Raw genomic sequence first — 22626 nt, 5'->3', positions numbered from 1 at the left:
CCGCCTTTAAACGCCTTCAATTCTGAATAGAAATTACCAAATATAACCATATCAAACAGGATGGTTTATTTAGTATTGCCTAAAAATACTATTCCATCTTTCAACAGAAGTGAAACTCATCGTTCCTCTTAAAAAAAATATCAAATAGATGTTTTTAAATCTAAAGTTGACAGCTATGATTTCACTCGCTTCCGCGGGTATTTACACTTGCCGCGCGGGTATTCACTCCTTCCGCGGGTATTTACCCTCTTCGCGCGGATATTTCACTCGCTTCCGCGGGTATTTACCCCCTTCGCGCGGGTATTCACCCTTGCCGCGCGGGTATTCACTCCTTCCGCGGGTATTTACCCTTGCCGCGCGGGTATTTCACTCGCTTCCGCGGGTATTTACCCTTGCCGCGCGGGTATTCACTCCGTCCGCGAATATTCATCCCTGACGCGCGGTATTCATCATCTTCCCTGCTAATGAAAAAAAGAGTGCTCCATTTGGAAGCACTCTTTTTTTATATTATCGTGTAACTTTCTCTTCGACAACTTTTTCTTTAACAACGCCGTTAGTTCCTGGAGCTACTGTCCCTGGTGTCATTGTTCCTGGAGTTGTTGTTGTTCCCGGAGCTACTGTTCCTGGAGTTGTTGTTGTTCCTGGAGCTACTGTTCCTGGAGCTGTTGTTCTTGGTACTGTCGTTCCTGGAGTCGTTGTTCTTGGTACTGTTGTTCCTGGTGTTGTAGCTTCAGGAATAACGGTACCATTCACGTCACGATTGTAGACGTCATGTCTCTTAGTCGGATCTACAACGTCTTCTACTTTATCTACACCTTTTCGAACGTCGTATTTAACATTCTCGACTGGTTTTGTTTCAACAGCTTTGTTTCCCCAGTTACAACCTCCAAGGAATAAAGCAGCAAGGATAATGGCTAAAAATGACATTTTCCACATATGAAAAAACCTCCTTTCTTGGGTGCTATGTCATCAAATACAACGTGTGCATTTGTGATCCTACATAGATTGCCCGGGAAAGGAGGGAACTATCCGATTTTCGTACAAACTATTTTTGTTTTTCTTTTAACAATTGTTCAATGTACGATGCTTCTGCTTTACAGTTATAGCTATGGTTTGTACCTAGCTCTTTTTGCAAGGCATTGATTGTTTCGATTTGCTTAGCCGTTGGTTCTTCATTTAAAATTTTTGCAATTACTTCGTCGATTTTCTGTGCCATCTCTTCATGGAATTCAGTACTCATCAAAACATTTGCTGGGATTTTTTCGATCCATGCGGCATTTTCTTGAAAATAAGTTTGCCAGCTAGCAATGAAGTCTTCCATAGAGAAACGCTCTTCTTTCCAATCAATACTTGCTAAGTATGATTCGAAAGATGTTGAAATCGAACGCGTAATGCTAATTTTAACACCTGAAGACAATTCCTTATACATCTATATAATCCTCCTACGTTTTAAAAACAAAACTAAAATTACATGTATTTCAATTCACAATTGCATTTTATAAAACAAATAAACTGTTAAAAAGATTAACAGTAAAGACATTATTCGACATAATTATTTTATATCTTTTAACCTACAATTGCAAATTACACCTGTTTTGGCTGCTCGGGTCCAATAGCAAATAGAATATCTGCTTCACATACTAGCTCTCCATCGACTGTTGCCACACCATGACCTTTGCCCATTACTCCACGTAGTTTCACGAACTCTACTTCTAATCGAAGTTGATCTCCTGGTACTACTTGGCGCTTGAAACGACAATTATCAATACCCGTCAAGAAAGCTAGACGACCTTTGAATTCATCTGCATTTAATAATGCTACTCCACCAACTTGTGCTAGCGCCTCTACAATTAAAACGCCTGGCATTACTGGATAGCCTGGGAAATGCCCATTAAAAAAGTCCTCGTTCATAGAGACGTTTTTTAAGCCTACTGCACGCTTCCCTTCTTCTAATTCAACAATTCGATCAACAAATAAAAATGGGTAACGATGTGGTAAAATTGCTTGAATTTGCTCTACTGTTAACATTTCTTTTCCCCCTCAATGTATCAATATCAATTTCGCCTTGGCGTAATTGTAGCTGTCGCTTCGCTTTCGCACAGAAAACATTTGTAGCTGTCGCTTTGCTTTCGCACAGAAAACATTTGTTGCTTTCGCACAGATAAATTGCCACAGGACGTGGCATTCTTAGCCTGAGTTCCTCTTCAGTAGGTGTCTACTGAATGAAGATAAATAATTATGTAAAACAAAGTATGGTAAAGAATAATATTATTCTTTACCATTCATAATATCAAATATATGCTGCCAAGTTTCTGGTTTAAAAACATCCATGGCTTTACCTTCTCCAATAACACTATAGCCAATCAATGCACCTAAAATTGCAGCAACAACAACTAAGACGATAATAAGTACAACGCGTAGCCAAATCGGAATCAGCCGTATTTGCACCCATCGAACCTCTCGTTGCTCTCCATTTGAGCCGTGTTCCTTCTCTTCTGGTGGCGTATCGGTTTCTTTTGTTTGCACAGAACGTCGACTTGAATCGTTTGTCATAGATTGTACTCCTCTTCATTCTAAACAGTAATAACGGATTTCCTATCGAATACCATTAATGAGCCCAAGCATTTGGTCTGCTAAAGTTACCGCTCTTGCATTGAATTGATACGAGCGCTGTGTTTGTATTAAATCCGTCATTTCTTTTGAAAGATTTACATTCGACATTTCTAGCGCACCGTTTTGCATGCCAATTTGTTGACGATTTGCTCCTCGTAATTCAGTGACAACGTCAGCTTGTGTATATCCAAGCTGAGCGAGGTTATTCGGCAATCCAACGTAGGAGCCAGAAATATGCTCCATTAGCTGTGGCTTTTGAAATTCTGTCACTGCTAAATCAGTACGAATAATATCCCCATTCGGATACGCTGCCTCTAAAACACCGCCGTTGCGTACAGCAACATTTTGTACATTACCTGGTAATGTAATAGCTTGTCCTGTTGAATCTGCCAATGGATATCCATCTGCATTTACAACCATTACTGTTCCATTATTTAATGGTGACAAATAAAAGTCACCTTGACGAGTATACACTGTTTTCGTGCCATTTTCACCATCTGGCATTAAAATATTGAAATATTGCTTCGGTTTTGTGAAAGCTAAATCAAGGTCACGATTTGTTGTTTGTAGGGAGCCTTGCTTGTGATTTGATTGGATTTGTCCAAGCATTGCACCTGAACCATAACGGATGCCAACAGGTGATTGTCGGTCAGCACGGTCTTGTTTATCATTATTAAATTGCTGATAAAGCATTTCATTAAATGTAGCTTCTTGTGATTTAAAGCCAAGTGTATTGCTATTGGCAATGTTATTACTAATTGTATCTAGTTTATTTTGTAATTGCCCCATTGTATTTGTTGCAGTCATCATTGTACGTAGCATGTTCAAACGCCTCCTGTTCGCCTATTATACTTTCCCGATTTCATTAACAGCTTTTTCCATACTGCGATCATAAGCTTGTAACACTTTTTGGTTAGCTTCGAAAGCGCGATATGCTGTCATTAAATCTGTCATTGTGCGACTAGAATCTACATTTGAGCCCTCTAGATAATTTTGACGCAATGTAAAGGATACACCATTCGTTCCATAAGCTGTCGGTAAATTTGCACCGTTTTCTGTTCGAATTAAGCCATTATCCTGTTTACGTAGCATGTTCGGATTCGCCGCATATGATACTCCAACACGTGCTACTTGCTGATCATTAACATAAATTGCTCCGTTCTCATCTAGGCGGAAATCATCATTCGGTAGCTGGATGCGTTGACCTCTGTCTGATAACACATACAGTCCTTGTGGATTTACTAAATAGCCTTGACCATCTAAAGTAAAGTTCCCGTTACGTGTATATGCCTCGCCACCTTCTGGATGAGCTAAACGGAAGAAAATAGATCCTGCGACGCCATCATCATTTTGTGGTAAGGATCCATCAATCAAAGCCATATCTGTCGTGAAATCTGTACTATAGATTTGGCCTTGTATGTAGTTTGGCAATGTTTCTTGCATATAAATCCCAGTATTTAATGCTCCAACTGGACTCATATATTGAGAGCCTGCTTGTTGATTGGCAGGTGCATTTGTTTTTCCTACGCTTGACATGAGCATATCGGGAAATGAACGAATTGTTGATTGGTCTGCCTTAAACCCTGGTGTATTCGCATTTGATAAATTATTGGTTAGTAGTTCTGTTCTTCTTTGTTGTGCAATCATACCAGTTGCAACTGTATAAAACCCTTTAAACAAAGGAATCACCTCATTAAATTTTTATAAGGATGCGGGTACTCGATCAATATTTTCAAGCATAATGCCTGTACCAATTGCTACACAATCCATAGGGTGCTCTGCAATGAACACAGGTACCTTTAACTCTTCGATTAATAGCTGGTCCATACCATGTAGTAGTCCACCACCGCCAGTAATAATTACCCCACGATCAATTATATCAGCTGATAGCTCTGGTGGCGTTTTTTCTAAAACATTTTTTGCAGATTGAACAATCATAGCAACTGATTCATGTAATGCACGTTCAATCTCCTCAGAGTAAATTGTTATTGTACGTGGTAAACCTGTCACCATGTCACGACCACGAATATCCATTGAATCGTTTCTGCTACCTTTAAAGACTGTACCGATTGTAATTTTAATGGCTTCTGCAGTACGTTCACCAATTAGCAATTTATATTCCTTTTTAATATATTGTAAAATATCATTATCAAAAACGTCGCCTGCCACCTTAATGGATTCACTTGTTACAATATCACCCATTGATAGGACTGCAACATCTGTTGTGCCGCCGCCAATATCGACTACCATATTGCCGCTAGGTTGGAATATATCCATGCCTGCCCCAATTGCTGCCACTTTTGGTTCTTCTTCTAAGTATACTTTTTTTCCACCTGATTTTTCTGCGGCTTCTCGGATAGCCTTTTGCTCAACACTAGTAATGTTCGTTGGACAGCAAATTAAAATACGTGGCTTAGCTAAAAATCCTTTTACATCTAACTTATTGATGAAATGTCTTAGCATGACTTCTGTAACGTCAAAGTCTGCAATGACACCATCTCGTAATGGGCGAATTGCAGTTATATTCCCTGGCGTACGCCCTACCATTTGGCGGGCCTCTTCCCCTACCGCTAATACTTTATTTGTTTTTTTATCAATCGCCACAACAGATGGTTCATTTAAGACGATTCCTTTACCTTTAACGTGTATTAACACGTTCGCAGTTCCTAAGTCAATGCCTATATCTTTAGAAAACATTTTATAATTTCTCCTTCCCGCCAGTTCCTAACTACATAACGTTCATTTTATCTGTTTATCTAGAATATTTTATCATATTCTATTGGTAATTTCACCTAATTTTAGTGAACGGAACTGTTTTGTTTCAATTATATGAACAGTCATAGAAAAGAAGAAATCGTTTAAAGAATCTTTTTGTTTCATTACCTAAAGCTAGGTGTGTCATTTTGTTAAAACGTATGCAATGTATATAAGTTGATCTTCGTTCCGACTGGGCGACTCCATGGGAATTAGCGTCACAGATGAGACCCCGGAGCGAGCAACGCGAGTAAAGCGGCTCAGCGGACGCCCCCAGGAAGCTTTGCTCTGTGCGAAAGCGAAGGGTCAGCAACAACAAATGTTTTCTGTAGCGAAAGCGTAGCGACAGCTACAAAGCGCCCAGTCGGAACGGAAATCAACCCTACGTTATGGTGAGTAGCCTTTAAAGATGGCTGTTTTTAGAATTTTTAGTATGCAGAAAATAAGTATCTAACTTGTCCTGTGCAAACAAAAAAAGAACGAATCATTCTTGACTCGCTCTTTCTTTCCACTTGTTTTTCGTTGCCTCTCCTCCACGAATATGACGTACGGCCTTATGATAGGCGAGAATTTCCTTTACTTGCTCAGCTAATCCTTCATGAATTGTTGGCAATCGCTCTGTTAAATCTTTATGCACCGTACTTTTTGAATAACCTGTCATTTTCGCGAGGACACGCACAGTTTCACGCGTCTCAATTAATAATTCACCGAGGCGTATGCAGCGCTTCCGAATGTGCTCGTGCACGTTCTTCGTCCTTTCCACACAATTTCACAAAATGGCTTCGGCATCAGATGCACGTCTGCGCATTTCTTCACCTTATGTGAGGACAAAGCTATTCAGAACACGTTTTACATTTTCATGTTAAAATACTGATTTTTTATGCAGTTTTTAGTATTTGTTTTTCTCATTGAAATACTGAATTTAAGATTTACTTATTTTCAAAGGCTAGTAATTTTTTCGGATTAATATATTTTCCGTTTTCTAGTACTTCAAAATGCAAGTGAACGCCAGCTGCTTGGTTCCACTCATTGTCAGTTGCTTTTCCAAGCGCTTGACCTTGTGTTACCTCATCGCCTTCCTTGACAGCAATGTCTTTTACAGAGCTATATTGTGTTTGTATACCATTTGCATGCTCAATCACAATTTTATTGCCTGTAAATGCATCAAGTTTTACTTGTTTTACTTTACCACTCATAGCAGCAAGTACTTCGAATTCTTCACCATTCATAGAAAGAGAAATACCAGAAGATGTCGTAAATGTTTGATTAAATACCATAAGTGCTTTTTCACGCGACTCTGCATTAGCCTCTACTTCGTAAAACTCTTGTGAAACTTGAACTTTACCTAAATCTGCTTCCTTGAATGGGTACTTCATATTTTCAGTGCGTGCATTTGTTTCAACTACAGGACCTGAATCTACTTCTGCTACATTTGGTAGTGGAGCCTCTTCTACTTGAGATACAAGACTATTGTATCCAAATAGCATTCCTGCTAGCATTAGAGCGCCACCACCGTAAACTGCTGGCCAAAACCACGGTTTCTTCTGTAATTGAACTTTTTCATTTTGATTTTGAGAAGTTTTACTATTTTTATCCTCTCTCATTTTCATCACCTCTAGTTGCAGTGTGAACAACTAGAAGTTATTTTAAACATGCATCTATCGATTTTATTTCAATATCTTGATAATAATAGTGTAAAATTTCGGCAGCAGTTTTCCCATCACTTGCCATAGCCGCTGCTCCGTATTGACTCATTCCTACCCCATGCCCATATCCTTTCGTGCTAGCCTGCACATTTCCTGTAGCCGTATTATAGGAAATCTTAAAATCAGTTGATGGTATTTGTAAAAGTGTTCGAACTTCTCGACCTGACCACACATTCTTGCCTAGCTGCATGCGCTCAACACGTCCTGAATCATTTAAAAAATACTGTACACGGTTGAAATCACTTGCTTGCCATTTAACAGGCCACAGTGCATTCCATTCAGTTAATGTCCATTCCTTTATAGCTGAAAACTTTGGTGATGATTGATCAGATATACTTGCAACGCTTTGTAAATATGGTAGATCATTGCCGCTATAACCATAGGCACTTTCTGTCTTACCATTGCTAGTAGAGTGAAACATTGCCGTAATTAATTCATTATTATATAGAAGAACTTGTCCTTTCGTTTCGTTAATGGCCTCGACAATTTTCTTTTCATTCCCCGGGAAATTGCTAGTCCAGTTCGCTTTTCTTTGCTCCTTATTGTAAAAAACCTGTCTAGCAACTGTAGGCGCGATAGCTATTTTACCGTAATTTGTCGATTTCAATGCGTATGTTCTCGCTGCAATCGCCTGCGCTTTTAAAGCTTCTTTTTTAAATGAAACAGGCATTTCTGCAGCCACTACACCAGTCACATACGTTTCTAAAGGGATTTTCTCCTGTTGTCCCTCCACTTCTATAAATATTTCACAGGCTTGCTCTGTCGTTGAAGGTAAATCCTCAGCCATACGTTTCTCACTAAATGCCACAGGAAGCATATATAATGCTCCAATCAAACAAACTATGCCTATACTCGTTATCCATTTTTTCATAAGGAATAATATGCTCAAACTCTTCAAATTATGTGGACCTGGGCGCAGTAAGCTTCGGTACGCATGAGAAAACATTACTAGAGAGGGCTATCTAAAAATGGTACTTCACCATAACGTGGGGTCGATTTCCGTTCCGGCTGGGCGCTTTGTCGCTGACGCTTCGCTTTCGCACAGATAAAACATTTGTCGCCGACGCTTCGCTTTCGCACAGATAAAACAATTGTAGCTGTCGCTTCGCTTTCGCACAGAGCAAAGCTTCTGGGGGCGTCCGATGAGCCTTAAAAAAGCACCAAAATAGGATCTAACATCTTCTTATATGGTGTTGTACTTGCTTTTCATGTAGCTCTCGCTTCTCTTTCACATACTATAAAGAAAAAACCCTCTGCAACTAAGCAAAGGGTTTTGAAATCTATTTAGTTTGTTGGTAATTCAACTGTTGATTTCTCTTGAATGATAACATCTTCAGCTGGTACACGTTCAATATTTGCGCCAAGTGAAGCTAATTTGCCGTGGAAATCAACGTAACCACGATCTAAGTGATGAAGTTTTGTAACTCTAGTCACACCTTCAGATACAAGACCTGCTAAAATTAGTGCAGCCGCAGCTCGTAAATCAGTCGCCATAACTTCAGCACCCTGAAGATTTACAGGCCCTTCGATAAACACAGAACGTCCCTCTATTTTAGCGCCGGCATTCATGCGACGGAATTCTTCAACATGCATAAAACGATTTTCGAAAACCGTTTCCGTAATAATACTCGTACCTTCAGCAGTTAACATCAATGCCATCATTTGAGATTGCATATCTGTTGGGAAGCCTGGATGTGGCATTGTTTTAATATCAACAGCTTTTAATGTATTAGGAGCACTTACACGGATGCCTTCATCTAGCTCCGTAATTTCTACACCCATTTCACGCATCTTTGCAATTAATGCTGTCATATGCTCAGGAACAGCGTTTTCAATTGTTACATCGCCTTTTGTAATTGCTGCTGCAACCATAAATGTGCCTGCTTCAATACGGTCAGGAATAATATGATGTTCTGTTCCATACAATGTATCGACACCTTCGATACGAATTGTATTCGTACCTGCACCGAAAATACGACCACCCATACCATTAATAAAGTTTGCAAGATCTACAATTTCAGGCTCTTTTGCAGCATTTTCAATGACAGTTGTTCCTTTTGCTAAAGCTGCAGCCGTCATAATATTTTCTGTTGCCCCAACGCTTGGGAAGTCCAGATACACATTGGCACCTTTTAAACCTCCATCAGCTTTCGCTTCTACATATCCATGACCAAAAGAGATTTTTGCTCCCATAGCCTCAAAGCCCTTTAAATGTAACTCAATTGGACGAGAACCGATTGCACAGCCCCCTGGTAAAGCAACACGAGCATAGCCATTTCGAGCAAGTAAAGAACCCATCACTAAAATCGATGCACGCATTTTACTGACAAATTCAAACTGAGCTTCACTAGAAAGTTCTTTTGTTGTATCTATATATACTGTATTGTCCTCAGGTATATATGTAACTGCCGCATTTAGACTTTTAAGTACTTCGTTTATTGTGAAGACATCTGCTAAGTTAGGGACTTCTTTAATTACATTTTCTCCTTTAGAAGCAAGTAAAGCCGCCGCCAGGATTGGTAACACTGCATTCTTTGCGCCCTCTACACGTACTTTTCCTTGTAGCTTTTTGCCGCCAGTCACTATTATTTTTTCCACCTTATGTCCCTCCGAATTCAATCTATTAACCTATCAAATTTTTATTTTAACAAGAAGTATAATGTCATAATCAGTAAACAAACAACTCTATAGTACAACTTTTCTTACGCTCGTTCAAGTATCCAAATCACTATTTTAAGACATTTATTGATATTTTGCTATTAATTTATTGTACGCATGATTTTTTTTTTTGTGAATGACCAATAACATGGAAGAAAAGCGTTAATTTCTAATACATACCCAAAAATTTATGAACAAAAAACAAAATCTAATAAGACTTCTTTCAGCGAATGTTTGGACATCCACTGAGAAATAACTTAAACCCGCATTGATCTTAGCACCTATGAGGTAGTTAAGCTTATTTTTACATATTTCAAAGGACCACATAATTATGTTATAAAGTCCTGTGAAATATGTAGTTTTCAATTACTAACAAAAAAGATAGTCATAAGGAGCTATTAAAATAAATACGGAAGTTTCCCTGACCAGTTTGAAATTTGGAGAAAGAAATTTGAAACAGCTGATCCTATCGTAATGCTTAATAAAATATAAATTAATTGAATTTGAAATACTTTATTCTTCTTGAAAAGCTTTTCTAGCATCAAAGCTTGTAGCGCGTAAAAAGCAATAGCGATAAAAAATATATGCGATAAAATGCCTATTAAAGATTCTTGTCCTATTGCCTCATATATTTCCATGTTGTTTCCTCCATATTTATTCCTCTAGCAACACTCGCGATTGGTTGCATTTGGGATAAAGTTAAAAAACGGACAGATATTGAATCTGCCCGTTAAAATTTGAATTAGATATTACCCTCATGAACGTTGATACGATTCAACGCACGTTTTAATGCTAGGTCAGCACGTTTGAAATCAATGTTGTCTTGTTTACTTTGAATTCGTCCTTCAGCACGTTTAACGGCTTCTTTAGCACGTTTAACATCGATGTTATCAGCAATTTCAGCAGAAGGAGCTAAAATTGAAATCTTATCAGGACGAACTTCAATGAAACCACCGCTTAAAGCAACCATTTCAGTAGAACCGTTTTCTTTTTTAAGCTTCACTGCACCAATTGCAAGTGGAGCGACCATAGGAATATGGCCTGCAAGAACACCGATTTCTCCTGAAGTTGTTTTAGCGATTACCATTGATACTTCAGAATCGTATACTGGGCCGTCGGGAGTGACAATATTGACTAGAACTGTCTTCATATTTTTTCCTCCTCGTCCCTAGTATTAAACCTCTACGCCCATGCTTTTCGCTTTTTCAACTACCTCATCAATAGAACCAACTAGACGGAAAGCATCTTCTGGTAGGTGATCCCATTTGCCATCAAGGATTTCCTTGAATGAGCGAACAGTTTCTTTAACAGGTACATAAGAACCTTTTTGACCAGTAAATTGTTCCGCAACGTGGAAGTTTTGAGATAAGAAGAATTGAATACGACGAGCACGTTCTACTGTTTGTTTATCTTCATCAGATAACTCATCCATACCTAAGATAGCAATGATATCTTGTAGTTCACGGTAACGTTGGATTGTACGTTGTACACCAGTAGCAATTGCGTAGTGCTCAGCGCCTACGATTTCTGGTGATAAAGCACGAGAAGTCGAAGCTAATGGGTCAACCGCAGGGTAGATACCCATTTCTGATAATTTACGTTCAAGGTTAGTAGTTGCATCTAAGTGGGCGAAAGTTGTAGCTGGCGCCGGGTCAGTATAGTCATCGGCTGGTACATAGATCGCTTGAATAGAAGTTACAGAACCTTTGTTAGTAGATGTGATACGCTCTTGTAATTTACCCATTTCAGTTGCAAGTGTTGGTTGGTAACCTACCGCAGAAGGCATACGACCTAATAGGGCAGAAACCTCAGAACCTGCTTGTGTGAAACGGAAGATATTGTCGATGAATAAAAGTACGTCAGCACCTTGCTCATCACGGAAGTATTCTGCCATTGTAAGACCAGTTAAAGCTACACGCATACGCGCACCTGGTGGCTCGTTCATTTGACCGAATACCATCGCTGTTTGCTTGATAACGCCTGAATCGCTCATCTCGAAGAATAAGTCGTTCCCTTCACGAGTACGCTCACCTACACCAGCGAATACAGAGATACCTGAGTGCTCTTGTGCGATGTTGTTGATTAATTCTTGGATTAATACTGTTTTACCTACACCGGCACCACCGAATAGACCGATTTTACCACCTTTGATATATGGTGCTAATAAGTCTACTACTTTGATACCTGTTTCAAGAATTTCAACTGTAGTTGAAAGTTCATCGAAAGCTGGTGCTTCGCGGTGAATCGAATCACGACGAACGTCAGCTGGAATCTCTTCACCTAAGTCGATTACTTCTCCTAGTACGTTGAATACACGCCCTAAAGTAACTTCACCAACTGGTACTGAGATAGCTTTTCCTGAGTCTGTTACTTCTGCTCCACGTTGTAAGCCATCCGTAGATGACATTGCAATTGTACGAACAGAATCATCACCTAAATGAAGAGCAACTTCTAATGCAAGAATTGTTGGTTCTTCATTAGGACGTTCAATCTTAACTGTTAGTGAGTTATAGATTGCTGGTAATTGGCCATTGCTGAATTTTACGTCAACAACTGGACCCATTACTTGAATAACATGTCCTTTATTCATTACTGTGTACCCTCCTATCGTATTCTTATACGACATTGGGAAGCTGGCCTATTCTAAGGCTGCAGCTCCACCAACGATTTCTGTAATTTCTTGTGTAATTGCTGCTTGACGTGCACGGTTATATTGCAATGAAAGGTCTGAAATAAGATCAGATGCATTATCAGTTGCATTTTTCATAGCAGTCATACGAGAAGCATGTTCACTTGCTTTCCCATCTAATAATGCCCCGTAAACTAAGCTTTCCGCGTATTGTGGAAGTAATACTTCTAGAATTGCTTCACCAGATGGCTCAAATTCGTAAGAAGCATTACTGCTAGCAGGTGCAAGATCCGTTAATGGAAGAAGTTTTTTCTCTGTCACTTCGTTAGCAATTGCGCTGACAAAGTGATTGTAGTACATATAAAGTTCATCATACGTACCGTCAATGAACATACCAACAGCATTACGAGCGATTTCTTTAATATCAGCGAATGATGGTTGGTCAGGAAGAGCAACCACACTGCTGATGACATTATGATCACGTTTCACAAAGTAATCACGAACAACACGACCTACCGCTAAAATAACGTATTCGTCTTTTGATTTATGACGCTCGTCAATTGTACGTTGTACTTGACGTAGGATACTTGAGTTGTAAGCACCTGCAAGACCACGGTCAGAACCAATGACTAAGTAAGCTGTTTTCTTAACAGGACGAGCAGTTAACATTGGATGTCCACTGTCTTTTGTTCCTGAAGCGATTGCGCCTACTACGTCCTGGATTTTTTCCATGTAAGGAACGTACGCTTTAGCGTTTTGCTCTGCACGACGTAACTTTGAAGAAGAAACCATCTGCATCGCTTTCGTAATTTGTTTCGTACTCTTTGTTGAAGTAATACGACCTTTAATTTCGCGTAAGTTTACCACTGGTATTTCACCACCTTTTGTTTTTTAATCAAGTGACTATCTCGAACTTATTCTGATTTAGCGAAAGTTTTTTTGAATGCATTGATTGCTTCAACATAATCCGCATCAGGAGCAAGCTCTTTTGTAGTACGAACGTGATCTAAAACGTTTGTGTGGTTTGTATCTAACCAGCTTAAGAATTCACCTTCAAAGCGAACGATATCTTGTACTGGAATATCATCTAAGTGACCTTTAGTTAATGCATAAAGAATAGCAACTTGCTTTTCAACTTTAAGTGGTTTGTTTAGGTCTTGTTTAAGAACTTCAACCGTACGTTTACCACGCTCAAGTTTACCAAGTGTGATTTTATCTAAATCAGAACCGAATTGAGCAAATGATTCAAGCTCACGGAATGCAGCTAAGTCAAGACGTAGTGTACCCGCAACTTTTTTCATCGCTTTAATTTGAGCAGATCCACCTACACGTGATACAGAAAGACCGGCGTTAATCGCTGGACGTACACCTGAGTTGAATAAGTCAGATTGTAAGAAAATTTGTCCATCAGTAATTGAGATTACGTTAGTTGGGATGTATGCAGAGATATCCCCAGCTTGTGTCTCAACGAATGGAAGAGCTGTAATAGAACCATTTTGATATGTTTCATTTAACTTCGCAGCACGTTCAAGTAAGCGGCTGTGTAAGTAGAAAACGTCACCAGGGTAAGCTTCACGACCTGGAGGACGGCGTAGAAGAAGTGAAAGTTCACGGTAAGCTGATGCTTGTTTAGAAAGATCATCATACACGATTAAAACGTGTTTACCTTGTAACATGAATTCTTCTGCCATAGATACACCAGCAAGTGGTGCTAAGAATAATAATGGAGCTGGTTGAGAAGCAGAAGCTGTCACAACGATTGTGTAATCTAAAGCGCCATTTTTACGAAGAGTTTCTACTACACCACGTACAGTAGATTCTTTTTGACCGATTGCAACGTAGATACAAATCATGTTTTGGTCATTTTGGTTAAGAATTGCATCGATCGCTACTGATGTTTTACCAGTTTGACGGTCACCGATGATTAACTCACGTTGACCACGACCGATTGGTACTAGAGCGTCGATCGCTTTGATACCAGTTTGTAGTGGTTCGTGTACTGATTTACGAGCCATTACACCGAAAGCTGGACTTTCGATTGGACGAGATTTTGTTGTGTTGATAGGACCTTGTCCATCCACTGGTTGACCAAGTGGGTTTACAACACGACCAATTAGTTCTTCACCAACTGGTACTTCCATGATACGACCTGTACGACGAACTTCATCGCCTTCTTTGATGTCTGTGTATGGACCTAAGATTACGATACCAACGTTACCTTCTTCTAGGTTTTGAGCCATACCCATAACACCGTTAGAGAACTCTAAAAGTTCTCCAGCCATGGCGTTGTCGAGGCCATGAGCAAGAGCGATACCGTCACCAATACGGATAACTGTACCAACTTCGCTTACTTTAAGTTCAGATTCATAATTCTCAATCTGTTGTTTAATCAGACTGCTGATTTCTTCAGCCTTGATGCCCATGTATGTCACCTCTCACATTTCTAAATTATTAACCGATTAATTCACGTTTTAGACGCTCAAGCTTGTTCGCTACTGAGCTATCATAAATATGGTTACCGATTTGAACACGAACCCCACCAAGTAAAGATGGATCGATTTCGTTTGTAATGTTTAATGATTGTTTCCCAACAAGTTTTGCAAACGCTGCCGAAATATTAGCGTTCTCTTCAGCAGAAAGTGCACGAGTTGAAAATACAGTAGCATCTGCAATACCTTGTGCTTGTGCAGCAAGTTCAGCATATGCTGTTGCGATTAGCTTCACTTCGTTTACACGTTTTTTCTCAACAAGTAGTTGAACTGTGTGTAAAACTTCTGGAGTTGCACCAGCGAAGATTTCAGCTATCATTTGTTTCTTGCGTTCGATAGAGAACTTAGGAGCATTTAAAAGTGTAAAAAAATCTGGAGATTCTTTGACAACATTTGTTAGTTCGTTTAAGTCTGCTCCAACTTCAGCAAGAATGTTTTTTTGTTGCGCTAATTCAAAAAGCGCTTGAGCGTAACGTTTTGCTACAGTTGAATTACTCATCGAGCTTCCCCTGCCTTCGCAATCGTCTCTTCAATTAGAGCACGGTTGTCTGCCTCAGAAATCTCTTTGCTAAGGACTTTAGATGCTGCAAGTACAGATAATGAAACGACTTCATCACGTACAGCTGCAATAGCTTTTTCTTTTTCAGACTCAATTTCACGTAAAGCCGATTCTTTTAAGCGGTTTGCTTCATTGCGAGCTACAGTAAGAATTTCTTCTTTTTGCACTTCGCCTTGCTTCTTAGCGCTTTCAACAATCGATTGTGCTTCCGTACGAGCTTCTTTAAGAAGGCTCTTTTGTTCTTCTAAGAATTGATGCGAATCTTTGCGAGCTTTTTCAGCAGCTTCGATTTCACTAGCTACTAATTCTTCACGTTGTTGCATGATGCCCATAAGTGGACCCCAAGCGAACTTTTTAAGTAATAGCATTAGCACTAAGAAAATCACTAATGTTGATACGATATCACCACTATTGAAACCTCCACCAGTGCTTGAACCTAGTACAAGATAATCTAAAAACACGATTGTTTCACTCCCTTCAAGAGCTTTGACTTCAACATAATTATAATTACTTGAAAAACTACCTATTTTAAAAAGCTATATTTACACATAGCTTTTATCAGTTCCAAAATGAATGGCGAAGTTTCATCTGAGAATCCTGCTTCGCCACTAGTAAAATTCAGTGTACAACTGAATTATTTGTTCATTACGATGAATGCTACTACTACTGCGATGATCGGTAGGGCTTCAACTAATGCAACCCCGATGAACATTGTAGTTTGAAGAACGCCACGAGCTTCTGGTTGACGAGCGATACCTTCTACTGTTTTTGATACGATAAGACCGTTACCGATACCTGCACCAAGTGCACCTAAACCGATTGCGATTGCTGCTGCTAATAAACCTAATGAACCTGTCATTTGAAAATTTCCTCCTTGGAATTGTTTGTTTTTTTGGTTCAAGCATAAAATATATGCTTTATATTAATGGTCATCGCTCACTTTATGAGCCATGTAAACCATTGTTAACATTGTGAAGATAAAGGCTTGGATAAAGCCGATGAAAATAGAGAAACCTTGCCATGCTATCGTAGGAACAATTGCTCCGATGAATCCCATAGCACCTGTTGATGCTAAACCTGCAAGTAAGCCTAGTAAAATCTCACCCGCATAAATGTTACCGTAAAGACGAAGACCTAATGTTAAAGTGTTTGCGAACTCTTCTACTAATTTTAATGGGAACATGAATGACATTGGCTTGAAGAATGTACCAACATAATTACCTGTACCTCTCATTTTAATACCGTAGTAATGAGTTAAAACTAAAATCATTGCTGCAAGCGTCATAGTAACAGTTGGATCAGCTGTAGGGGATTTCCACCATAGTGTGCCATCATAGATGATTGAGAATGGAAGACCTAATAAGTTAGATACTGCGATAAACATAATAAGTGTGATACCTAAAATATGGAATCGTCCACCAGTTTTCCAGTCCATGTTGCTTTTGATGATGTTCTTTACGAAATCCATAATCCATTCCATAAAGTTTTGCATACCAGTAGGTTTTAACTTTAGGCTTCTAGTTGAGATAACCGCGATTAAGAAAACGATTAAAGCCGCAACTAGTAACATCATAACAGTTGAAAGGTTGAATGTTAGTGAAAACAGACCAAAGTCAACCGTTTTTAATGGAGCTTCATGATTCATTGTTATTTTTCACCTCTCTTTCTAATTTAAAGCACATTAGCGGTTCCTTACATGTGATACAATTCTCTCGACAAAGAGAAAAACGTACGGAATCATTAGCCCTATGACCGTGCTAATTAAGTGAAAATAGTTTGGCAACGAAATTGCAAGAGCGACTGCCGCCACACCTGATCCAAAACGAAGCATTGTACCAAGTGAGCCTATCTTCTTCCCTTCACTAATGGATCGATCAAACTTCTCCATACGGCGAACTAAAATCCAAAAATTATATGTACCAAAGAATGCACCGATTGCGATGCCTGCAAAAACCGTCTGATAGGGTGTAAATCCCCAGCCTAATGCACAGAGTGCGAGCAAAAAAAATAACGCTCTCTTCTGCACAGCAAAAATGTGATGCAAATCTAGCATTGGTTTATAATCTCCTGAATCATTTTTTCGAGTAAAGAAAGTGTTTGCTGACCACTATGTGAAATCAGAAAAGAGCAGTGAAAAACACTACTCACAGCGGAATAGTAACGGGAGAGGCCTTTTGAAATTACAGGTGTAAATTCAAAAAAATGTCTTACACCCCGAAACGCACAAAACGTTGCAAACCGACAGCTTTAGTTTGAACTGTCAATTTAGTAGAAACTTGATATAACAAGCGTTTCAACGTCTATTAACGAACAGAAACCCTTATCATTCTTACCCTTTGTAAGCATACAATAGGAGATATTTGAAGTCAATTAGTAAAGGAGAAAAACTTCACAGCCTCTATATTCTTGTCAAATTGTTGACAAATTTGTGTATGAAATTTCATAGTTTCAAAACTAGATTTCGCACTCATGCAAAAAAAAGCTAATTTACGACGCGTTTTCGCTCGTAAATTAGCCCCCCTATCACAATAGGTACATTAGACTCATTTTTTTAGTTCTAAAAATAGTACATTACTTGTCTTTTTGTAAAAATCTTAGAAGAGCCTCTACGATACGCTCAGAAGCATGTCCATCTCCATATGGATTTGATGCTTTTGCCATTGCTTCATAGGCATTTGTATCTTCTATTAATTGTTTCGCTAGCGAATAGATTGTTTCTTCTTCCGTACCTGCTAGCTTTAATGTCCCTGCTGCAATACCTTCTGGACGCTCTGTTGTGTCTCTAAGCACTAGAACTGGTTTACCTAATGAAGGAGCTTCTTCTTGGACGCCACCAGAATCAGTTAAAATCATATAGGAATTAGCCGCAAAGTTATGGAAATCAAAGACTTCAAGAGGTTCAATTAAATGTACACGCTTGTGATCTCCTAAAATTTCATTAGCAATTTCTCGTACAGCCGGGTTCATATGCACTGGGTAAACAACTTGTACATCCTCATGCTCTGCTAAAATTCTAGTAATGGCACGGAACATATGACGCATTGGTTCACCTAGGTTTTCACGACGATGTGCGGTTAATAGAATCATACGATCTGTACCTATTTTTTCTAAGACCGGATGTGAATAATGTTCACTTACTGTAGTAGCTAATGCGTCGATCGCAGTATTACCAGTCACAAAAATAGTTTCAGCGTTTTTATTTTCATCTAAAAGATTTTTCTTTGACACTTCTGTCGGCGCGAAATGAAGGTCAGCCATAACACCTGTTAACTGGCGGTTCATTTCCTCTGGGTATGGTGAATATTTATTCCACGTACGTAGACCTGCCTCTACATGTCCGATAGCAATTTGGTTATAAAATGCAGCTAAGCTTGCAATGAAAGTTGTAGCTGTATCGCCATGTACTAAAACAATATCAGGCTTTGCTTCTTTCATAACTTTGTCTAAGCCTTGTAATGCATTAGTTGTCACGTCGATTAATGTTTGACGATCTTTCATAATATTTAAATCGTAGTCTGGTGTGATTTTAAATGTTTCTAATACTTGATCGAGCATTTGGCGATGTTGGGCTGTTACCGTAACAATCGATTCAATTTGCTCAGAATGCTTTTGTAATTCCAATACAAGTGGAGCCATTTTAATAGCCTCTGGTCTCGTACCGAAAATCGTCATTACTTTCCATTTTTTCGTCAAAACGATTTGCACCGTCCTTTATTATAGTATATGAAAAGTGCTTTACTCCCATTGATCTGCGCCAGATAAGGCAAGCATCAGACTTCAAAAGAAGTACCGCCTAAACATACTAGGAAACGTCCTTCAATGTTGAAGGACGCTTTCAAAAGTTATAAGTTGCTTAAAAATTACAAACTCAATTGATTCAACTGTTTATTATTGGCCCATCATCATAACGTGGGGTTGATTTCCGTTCCAATCAACTTATCAACATGACATACATATTATCAAAATGTCATCCTAACTTTCAGTGGTGAACCTTGTGATATTATTTCGTACCGAATAGACGGTCTCCTGCATCACCTAGACCAGGTACAATATAGCCGTGGTCATTTAATTTTTCATCAAGTGCAGCAATATAAATATCTACATCTGGATGCTCATCTTGAATAACTTTTACACCCTCTGGCGCAGCGATTAAGCACATGAATTTAATGCTTTTCGCACCACGTTTTTTCAGTGAGTTGATCGCTTCCACTGCTGATCCACCCGTAGCAAGCATTGGGTCTACGATGATGAAATCACGTTCTTCAACATCTGCAGGAAGTTTTGCATAGTACTCTACAGGTTTTAATGTTTCTGGATCACGATAAAGACCGATATGACCTACTTTTGCCGCTGGAATTAGCTTTAATACGCCATCTACCATGCCAATACCTGCACGTAAAATCGGTACAATCGCAATTTTTTTACCAGAAAGTACTTTTGTTTTAGCAGTTGTAACAGGTGTTTCAACTTCAATTTCCTCTACTGGTAAATCGCGTGTAATTTCGAATGCCATTAATGTTGCGACCTCGTCTACTAGCTCACGGAATTCTTTTGTTCCTGTATTCTTATCGCGAATATAAGTTAATTTGTGTTGGATTAGTGGATGATCAAATACGTATACTTTGCTCAAAGGGATTCTCTCCTAACCGTTCGGATTTCATTTTTATCTCACCTAGTATAACAGAAAATAGGAGTCGTCTCAAAAATTAATTTGGGACAACTCCTTTTCTAGAATGTTTCCTACATATACTAGCGATTATTTATCGAGTATTGCATCTAACTGTTCTATTGGCATCGGTTTGTAATAGAAATATCCTTGCCCTACTGTACAGCCGAGGGTACGTAAAATCTCAGCCTGTTCTTTACTTTCAATACCTTCTGCAACCGAAGTCATCCCTAGATTTAATGCTAATTGAATAATAGATTGAACAACAGCGAGCGTCGCAGCATCATTAATAGCATTAATAAAGCTTCGATCTATTTTCAATTCCGTAAACGGCAGTCTTTGTAAATAACTTAATGATGAAAAGCCCGTTCCAAAGTCATCCACTGACGTTTTAAAGCCATAGCCCTTTAATTCTTGGATAATAGAAAAAGCTGTCTGAAAATCAACTAGACCAATATTTTCTGTCACTTCTAAAATGATATATTTCGGATCAATATCGTATTTCTGAACGAGCTGTAACGTATCCTGTACAAAGTTAGCATAGTAAAAATGATTAGGTGAAATATTTACCGCGACCTTCACTAATTCTTTCCCTAATCTCTTACGCTCCGCTAACCATGAAAGTACAATTTCTAATATTTGAATATCGATTTCTCGTACCTTTCCCGCACTTTCCGCCACTGGAATAAAAATCGCTGGTGACACAAAGCCAAGTTCCGGAGAAATCCAACGGGCCAGTGCTTCAATGCTTTGAATTTCACCCGTTCGTAAATCAACCTTTGGCTGTAAATTTACCGAGATTTCTTTGTTTTTTAACGCTTGTGCCAAATGGTTTAACACTGTCATTTGCTGCTCAAGCACATCATTTCTTTCTTGTGTGAATATTTCCATATGAGTACCCGGTTTATCAGCCGCAAAGGATACAGCATTATCTGCGAAGCGAATCGCGTCAGCAATATTGATCTCACCGTTAAATGGAGCAATGCCCGTTTTCAGTGTAATATAAATTTGCTTTCCACCCACAATAAAAGGCTGACGAATGATCTCTTTTATACGCAATTCATAATATAAGAAATCTTCATTGGCTGTCGCTTTTGAAATGATTAAACTAGAGCTAGTAAATCTAGCAATATATTCGTTGTGTTCATTCTGCTGTTCATTTAGACGATTGGCAATTTGTCTTAAAAGCTCGTCTCCCGCTTCACGGCCATATAACTCCACAATTTGATGAAATTCGCTTGGCTTTACGATTTTGATATTGCCATTTTGACCGCATTCTTTCTCTCTTTCTACCTTATTTAAAAAACTATGTCGATTAGGTAGCCCCGTTGTGATATCGGTATAGGCTAAATCCCATATCTTTTTCTGCGTTTTTGCATACGAGTGTGCCAATGCAACAAGCGCACCAATTTTGCGAAACATGTTCTCAAAAAACTCTTGGTCACTATGATGTTGCTTTAAAAATATCGCAAACAATCCAATTGCTTGCTGTTGTTGATTGTGTATGGGCATAAACCATGCAAATTGCTTTTTAGATGAATAGGCAAATATTTTATGTTCTTTTGGAATATCAATTTCATCCAAGTTCTTAACTAGAATGGATGTTTTCCCTGTCATGACTTCTTTAAAAAATCCCTTGTTTTCACAACGCTGCGATATACCTTTTGTTTTATTATTCCCTCTAAAAACTTGCAATTGATTTGCTTCCGTTTTGACAAGGATCATACTTGATGTATTTGGCATAAAAAATTCATCTAAGCCATTGCAAATAATGCTCATCTTTTTATCAAAGGAATTGTCCTTTTCAATCGCTTCATACATTGCTTTCTCAAGACGTATTAAAAATTCCTCAGTGTGATAATACGTCACATCCTTCACAAGTACTAATACAAATAATGTTTCATTTTTATTATTTTGAAATGGAAGTGCTTGTATCTCTGCCCAAAAAGGAGGTTTATCGAAGCAACTATGGTGCAATTTTGCTTGCACCATAACTCCGCTATGTATTTTTTGTTTAATCATTTCAATAGTTGTCATCTGTTCTTCGTTTGACAGCAATGAAAAATAATCGTTATTTATTATTTGGGATCGTGTAGTATTTGTAAGCACACAAAAAGAATCATTACATTCCAATACGCAATGATTATTTGTTGCATCAAAAATAACGTACCTTTCCTTAGAATTATTAGCTAATCTTCGAATTGTATTTAATAGCATTTCATTTTCTACGACCATCTCTTTAGTAACCATCCAGCCCCTCCTCCCTCGATTGCTTCAATTCTCTCTTACATTGTACATAAAAAATTCAATAAATTGTCACTTTCATAAAAATTTCATCTTTATCAGGACACCACTTGTCCACAATCTACTATAATATAGCCTTTTCTACCAGGTTTAAGGCTCATCACCATAACGTGTGGTTGGTGTCCGTTCCGACTGGAGGCGTCCAGCCGTAACGAAGATCAACTAATATACAGGGCAACTATCATACGCAACTTTTGGTAATGAACCAAAAGTTGCGTACCAGAAAAGATGCTTCTTACAGTTTCCTA

The 22626-nt window shown here is 38.7% G+C and carries 27 protein-coding genes; 1 reads left to right on the top strand and 26 read right to left on the bottom strand.

The window, feature by feature from the left end:
• Nucleotides 1–507 precede the first annotated feature (507 nt).
• From QRN68_RS10715 to mreB, 8 genes are all read right to left on the bottom strand, one after another.
• The gene (locus QRN68_RS10715; RefSeq protein ID WP_285396871.1) at nucleotides 508–936 is read right to left on the bottom strand and encodes a hypothetical protein; all 429 of its coding nucleotides are present in this window, start codon (nucleotides 934–936) and stop codon (nucleotides 508–510) included.
• Between the two features lie 109 nt (nucleotides 937–1045).
• Nucleotides 1046–1429 carry a hypothetical protein gene (locus QRN68_RS10710; protein WP_285396870.1) on the bottom strand — a complete coding sequence of 128 codons (384 nt, stop codon included), beginning with the start codon at nucleotides 1427–1429 and terminating at the stop codon, nucleotides 1046–1048.
• 155 nt (nucleotides 1430–1584) lie between these two features.
• On the bottom strand, nucleotides 1585–2028 hold the full coding sequence (gene fabZ, locus QRN68_RS10705; RefSeq protein WP_285396869.1) for a 3-hydroxyacyl-ACP dehydratase FabZ: 444 nt from the start codon (nucleotides 2026–2028) through the stop codon (nucleotides 1585–1587).
• Nucleotides 1967–2185, bottom strand: a complete 219-nt coding sequence (locus QRN68_RS10700; protein WP_285396868.1) for a hypothetical protein — start codon at nucleotides 2183–2185, stop codon at nucleotides 1967–1969. Before QRN68_RS10700 ends, fabZ begins: the two co-directional genes overlap by 62 nt.
• An 83-nt stretch (nucleotides 2186–2268) precedes the next feature.
• A complete protein-coding gene (locus QRN68_RS10695) occupies nucleotides 2269–2553 on the bottom strand; it encodes a DNA-directed RNA polymerase subunit beta (RefSeq protein ID WP_285396867.1) in 285 nt (94 codons plus the stop codon).
• 42 nt (nucleotides 2554–2595) lie between these two features.
• The gene (locus tag QRN68_RS10690) at nucleotides 2596–3435 is read right to left on the bottom strand and encodes a flagellar hook-basal body protein (protein WP_285396866.1); all 840 of its coding nucleotides are present in this window, start codon (nucleotides 3433–3435) and stop codon (nucleotides 2596–2598) included.
• Between the two features lie 24 nt (nucleotides 3436–3459).
• Nucleotides 3460–4293, bottom strand: coding sequence for a flagellar hook-basal body protein (locus QRN68_RS10685; RefSeq protein ID WP_285396865.1), 834 nt, complete (start codon nucleotides 4291–4293; stop codon nucleotides 3460–3462).
• A gap of 21 nt (nucleotides 4294–4314) precedes the next feature.
• Nucleotides 4315–5310: a rod shape-determining protein gene (gene mreB / locus QRN68_RS10680; RefSeq protein WP_285396864.1), complete on the bottom strand. Its 996-nt coding sequence runs from the start codon at nucleotides 5308–5310 to the stop codon at nucleotides 4315–4317.
• Nucleotides 5311–5572: 262 nt separating this feature from the next.
• Between mreB and QRN68_RS10675 the strand changes: the two genes are divergently transcribed.
• Nucleotides 5573–5710 (top strand): hypothetical protein, encoded by a 138-nt coding sequence (locus tag QRN68_RS10675; RefSeq protein ID WP_285396863.1) that lies wholly within the window; start codon nucleotides 5573–5575, stop codon nucleotides 5708–5710.
• Nucleotides 5711–5851: 141 nt separating this feature from the next.
• Here the strand turns inward: QRN68_RS10675 and QRN68_RS10670 are convergent, their stop codons facing one another.
• The 18 genes from QRN68_RS10670 to QRN68_RS10585 form a co-directional block, all read right to left on the bottom strand.
• Nucleotides 5852–6112 carry a sporulation transcriptional regulator SpoIIID gene (locus tag QRN68_RS10670; RefSeq protein WP_010858004.1) on the bottom strand — a complete coding sequence of 87 codons (261 nt, stop codon included), beginning with the start codon at nucleotides 6110–6112 and terminating at the stop codon, nucleotides 5852–5854.
• A gap of 184 nt (nucleotides 6113–6296) precedes the next feature.
• Entirely contained in the window at nucleotides 6297–6971 is a 675-nt protein-coding gene (locus tag QRN68_RS10665; protein WP_285396862.1) for a M23 family metallopeptidase, read from the bottom strand.
• A gap of 37 nt (nucleotides 6972–7008) precedes the next feature.
• Nucleotides 7009–7944, bottom strand: a complete 936-nt coding sequence (gene spoIID, locus QRN68_RS10660) for a stage II sporulation protein D (RefSeq protein ID WP_285396861.1) — start codon at nucleotides 7942–7944, stop codon at nucleotides 7009–7011.
• 77 nt (nucleotides 7945–8021) lie between these two features.
• Nucleotides 8022–8153 (bottom strand): hypothetical protein, encoded by a 132-nt coding sequence (locus tag QRN68_RS10655; RefSeq protein ID WP_285396860.1) that lies wholly within the window; start codon nucleotides 8151–8153, stop codon nucleotides 8022–8024.
• Between the two features lie 204 nt (nucleotides 8154–8357).
• A complete protein-coding gene (gene murA / locus QRN68_RS10650) occupies nucleotides 8358–9671 on the bottom strand; it encodes a UDP-N-acetylglucosamine 1-carboxyvinyltransferase (protein ID WP_285396859.1) in 1314 nt (437 codons plus the stop codon).
• Between the two features lie 458 nt (nucleotides 9672–10129).
• Nucleotides 10130–10369 (bottom strand): DUF1146 family protein, encoded by a 240-nt coding sequence (locus QRN68_RS10645; protein WP_285396858.1) that lies wholly within the window; start codon nucleotides 10367–10369, stop codon nucleotides 10130–10132.
• A 104-nt stretch (nucleotides 10370–10473) separates the two neighbouring features.
• The gene (locus tag QRN68_RS10640) at nucleotides 10474–10881 is read right to left on the bottom strand and encodes a F0F1 ATP synthase subunit epsilon (protein WP_285396857.1); all 408 of its coding nucleotides are present in this window, start codon (nucleotides 10879–10881) and stop codon (nucleotides 10474–10476) included.
• Between the two features lie 24 nt (nucleotides 10882–10905).
• The gene (gene atpD / locus QRN68_RS10635) at nucleotides 10906–12321 is read right to left on the bottom strand and encodes a F0F1 ATP synthase subunit beta (protein ID WP_285396856.1); all 1416 of its coding nucleotides are present in this window, start codon (nucleotides 12319–12321) and stop codon (nucleotides 10906–10908) included.
• Nucleotides 12322–12369: 48 nt separating this feature from the next.
• Entirely contained in the window at nucleotides 12370–13227 is an 858-nt protein-coding gene (gene atpG / locus QRN68_RS10630) for an ATP synthase F1 subunit gamma (RefSeq protein ID WP_285396855.1), read from the bottom strand.
• A gap of 47 nt (nucleotides 13228–13274) precedes the next feature.
• Nucleotides 13275–14783, bottom strand: a complete 1509-nt coding sequence (atpA, locus tag QRN68_RS10625; RefSeq protein ID WP_285396854.1) for a F0F1 ATP synthase subunit alpha — start codon at nucleotides 14781–14783, stop codon at nucleotides 13275–13277.
• Between the two features lie 28 nt (nucleotides 14784–14811).
• Nucleotides 14812–15348, bottom strand: coding sequence for a F0F1 ATP synthase subunit delta (locus QRN68_RS10620; protein ID WP_285396853.1), 537 nt, complete (start codon nucleotides 15346–15348; stop codon nucleotides 14812–14814).
• Nucleotides 15345–15869 carry a F0F1 ATP synthase subunit B gene (atpF, locus tag QRN68_RS10615; RefSeq protein WP_285396852.1) on the bottom strand — a complete coding sequence of 175 codons (525 nt, stop codon included), beginning with the start codon at nucleotides 15867–15869 and terminating at the stop codon, nucleotides 15345–15347. Before atpF ends, QRN68_RS10620 begins: the two co-directional genes overlap by 4 nt.
• A 173-nt stretch (nucleotides 15870–16042) precedes the next feature.
• Nucleotides 16043–16267: a F0F1 ATP synthase subunit C gene (gene atpE, locus QRN68_RS10610; protein WP_004269474.1), complete on the bottom strand. Its 225-nt coding sequence runs from the start codon at nucleotides 16265–16267 to the stop codon at nucleotides 16043–16045.
• A gap of 63 nt (nucleotides 16268–16330) precedes the next feature.
• Entirely contained in the window at nucleotides 16331–17053 is a 723-nt protein-coding gene (atpB, locus tag QRN68_RS10605; protein ID WP_285396851.1) for a F0F1 ATP synthase subunit A, read from the bottom strand.
• A 36-nt stretch (nucleotides 17054–17089) separates the two neighbouring features.
• A complete protein-coding gene (locus tag QRN68_RS10600; protein WP_197139682.1) occupies nucleotides 17090–17461 on the bottom strand; it encodes an ATP synthase subunit I in 372 nt (123 codons plus the stop codon).
• A 518-nt stretch (nucleotides 17462–17979) separates the two neighbouring features.
• Nucleotides 17980–19101 carry a non-hydrolyzing UDP-N-acetylglucosamine 2-epimerase gene (gene wecB / locus QRN68_RS10595; RefSeq protein ID WP_285396850.1) on the bottom strand — a complete coding sequence of 374 codons (1122 nt, stop codon included), beginning with the start codon at nucleotides 19099–19101 and terminating at the stop codon, nucleotides 17980–17982.
• Nucleotides 19102–19408: 307 nt separating this feature from the next.
• Nucleotides 19409–20038 (bottom strand): uracil phosphoribosyltransferase, encoded by a 630-nt coding sequence (upp, locus tag QRN68_RS10590; protein WP_285396849.1) that lies wholly within the window; start codon nucleotides 20036–20038, stop codon nucleotides 19409–19411.
• 126 nt (nucleotides 20039–20164) lie between these two features.
• The gene (locus QRN68_RS10585) at nucleotides 20165–22324 is read right to left on the bottom strand and encodes a bifunctional diguanylate cyclase/phosphodiesterase (RefSeq protein ID WP_285396848.1); all 2160 of its coding nucleotides are present in this window, start codon (nucleotides 22322–22324) and stop codon (nucleotides 20165–20167) included.
• Nucleotides 22325–22626: the final 302 nt, after the last annotated feature.

The sequence above is a fragment of the Lysinibacillus sp. fls2-241-R2A-57 genome (genome assembly GCF_030209535.1).
In the GTDB taxonomy this organism is placed as follows: domain Bacteria; phylum Bacillota; class Bacilli; order Bacillales_A; family Planococcaceae; genus Lysinibacillus.
Note: the sequence above shows the minus strand (reverse complement) of the source record. Positions and strands in the feature narration are given on the sequence as shown.

Coding starts and splice junctions, on each gene's coding strand:
- QRN68_RS10715 (WP_285396871.1), bottom strand. CDS start 936: ATGTGGAAAATGTCATTTTTAGCCATTATCCTTGCTGCTTTATTCCTT.
- QRN68_RS10710 (WP_285396870.1), bottom strand. CDS start 1,429: ATGTATAAGGAATTGTCTTCAGGTGTTAAAATTAGCATTACGCGTTCG.
- fabZ (WP_285396869.1), bottom strand. CDS start 2,028: ATGTTAACAGTAGAGCAAATTCAAGCAATTTTACCACATCGTTACCCA.
- QRN68_RS10700 (WP_285396868.1), bottom strand. CDS start 2,185: ATGCCACGTCCTGTGGCAATTTATCTGTGCGAAAGCAACAAATGTTTT.
- QRN68_RS10695 (WP_285396867.1), bottom strand. CDS start 2,553: ATGACAAACGATTCAAGTCGACGTTCTGTGCAAACAAAAGAAACCGAT.
- QRN68_RS10690 (WP_285396866.1), bottom strand. CDS start 3,435: ATGCTACGTACAATGATGACTGCAACAAATACAATGGGGCAATTACAA.
- mreB (WP_285396864.1), bottom strand. CDS start 5,310: ATGTTTTCTAAAGATATAGGCATTGACTTAGGAACTGCGAACGTGTTA.
- QRN68_RS10675 (WP_285396863.1), top strand. CDS start 5,573: ATGGGAATTAGCGTCACAGATGAGACCCCGGAGCGAGCAACGCGAGTA.
- QRN68_RS10665 (WP_285396862.1), bottom strand. CDS start 6,971: ATGAGAGAGGATAAAAATAGTAAAACTTCTCAAAATCAAAATGAAAAA.
- spoIID (WP_285396861.1), bottom strand. CDS start 7,944: ATGAAAAAATGGATAACGAGTATAGGCATAGTTTGTTTGATTGGAGCA.
- QRN68_RS10645 (WP_285396858.1), bottom strand. CDS start 10,369: ATGGAAATATATGAGGCAATAGGACAAGAATCTTTAATAGGCATTTTA.
- QRN68_RS10640 (WP_285396857.1), bottom strand. CDS start 10,881: ATGAAGACAGTTCTAGTCAATATTGTCACTCCCGACGGCCCAGTATAC.
- atpD (WP_285396856.1), bottom strand. CDS start 12,321: ATGAATAAAGGACATGTTATTCAAGTAATGGGTCCAGTTGTTGACGTA.
- atpA (WP_285396854.1), bottom strand. CDS start 14,783: ATGGGCATCAAGGCTGAAGAAATCAGCAGTCTGATTAAACAACAGATT.
- QRN68_RS10620 (WP_285396853.1), bottom strand. CDS start 15,348: ATGAGTAATTCAACTGTAGCAAAACGTTACGCTCAAGCGCTTTTTGAA.
- atpE (WP_004269474.1), bottom strand. CDS start 16,267: ATGACAGGTTCATTAGGTTTATTAGCAGCAGCAATCGCAATCGGTTTA.
- atpB (WP_285396851.1), bottom strand. CDS start 17,053: ATGAATCATGAAGCTCCATTAAAAACGGTTGACTTTGGTCTGTTTTCA.
- QRN68_RS10600 (WP_197139682.1), bottom strand. CDS start 17,461: ATGCTAGATTTGCATCACATTTTTGCTGTGCAGAAGAGAGCGTTATTT.
- QRN68_RS10585 (WP_285396848.1), bottom strand. CDS start 22,324: ATGGTTACTAAAGAGATGGTCGTAGAAAATGAAATGCTATTAAATACA.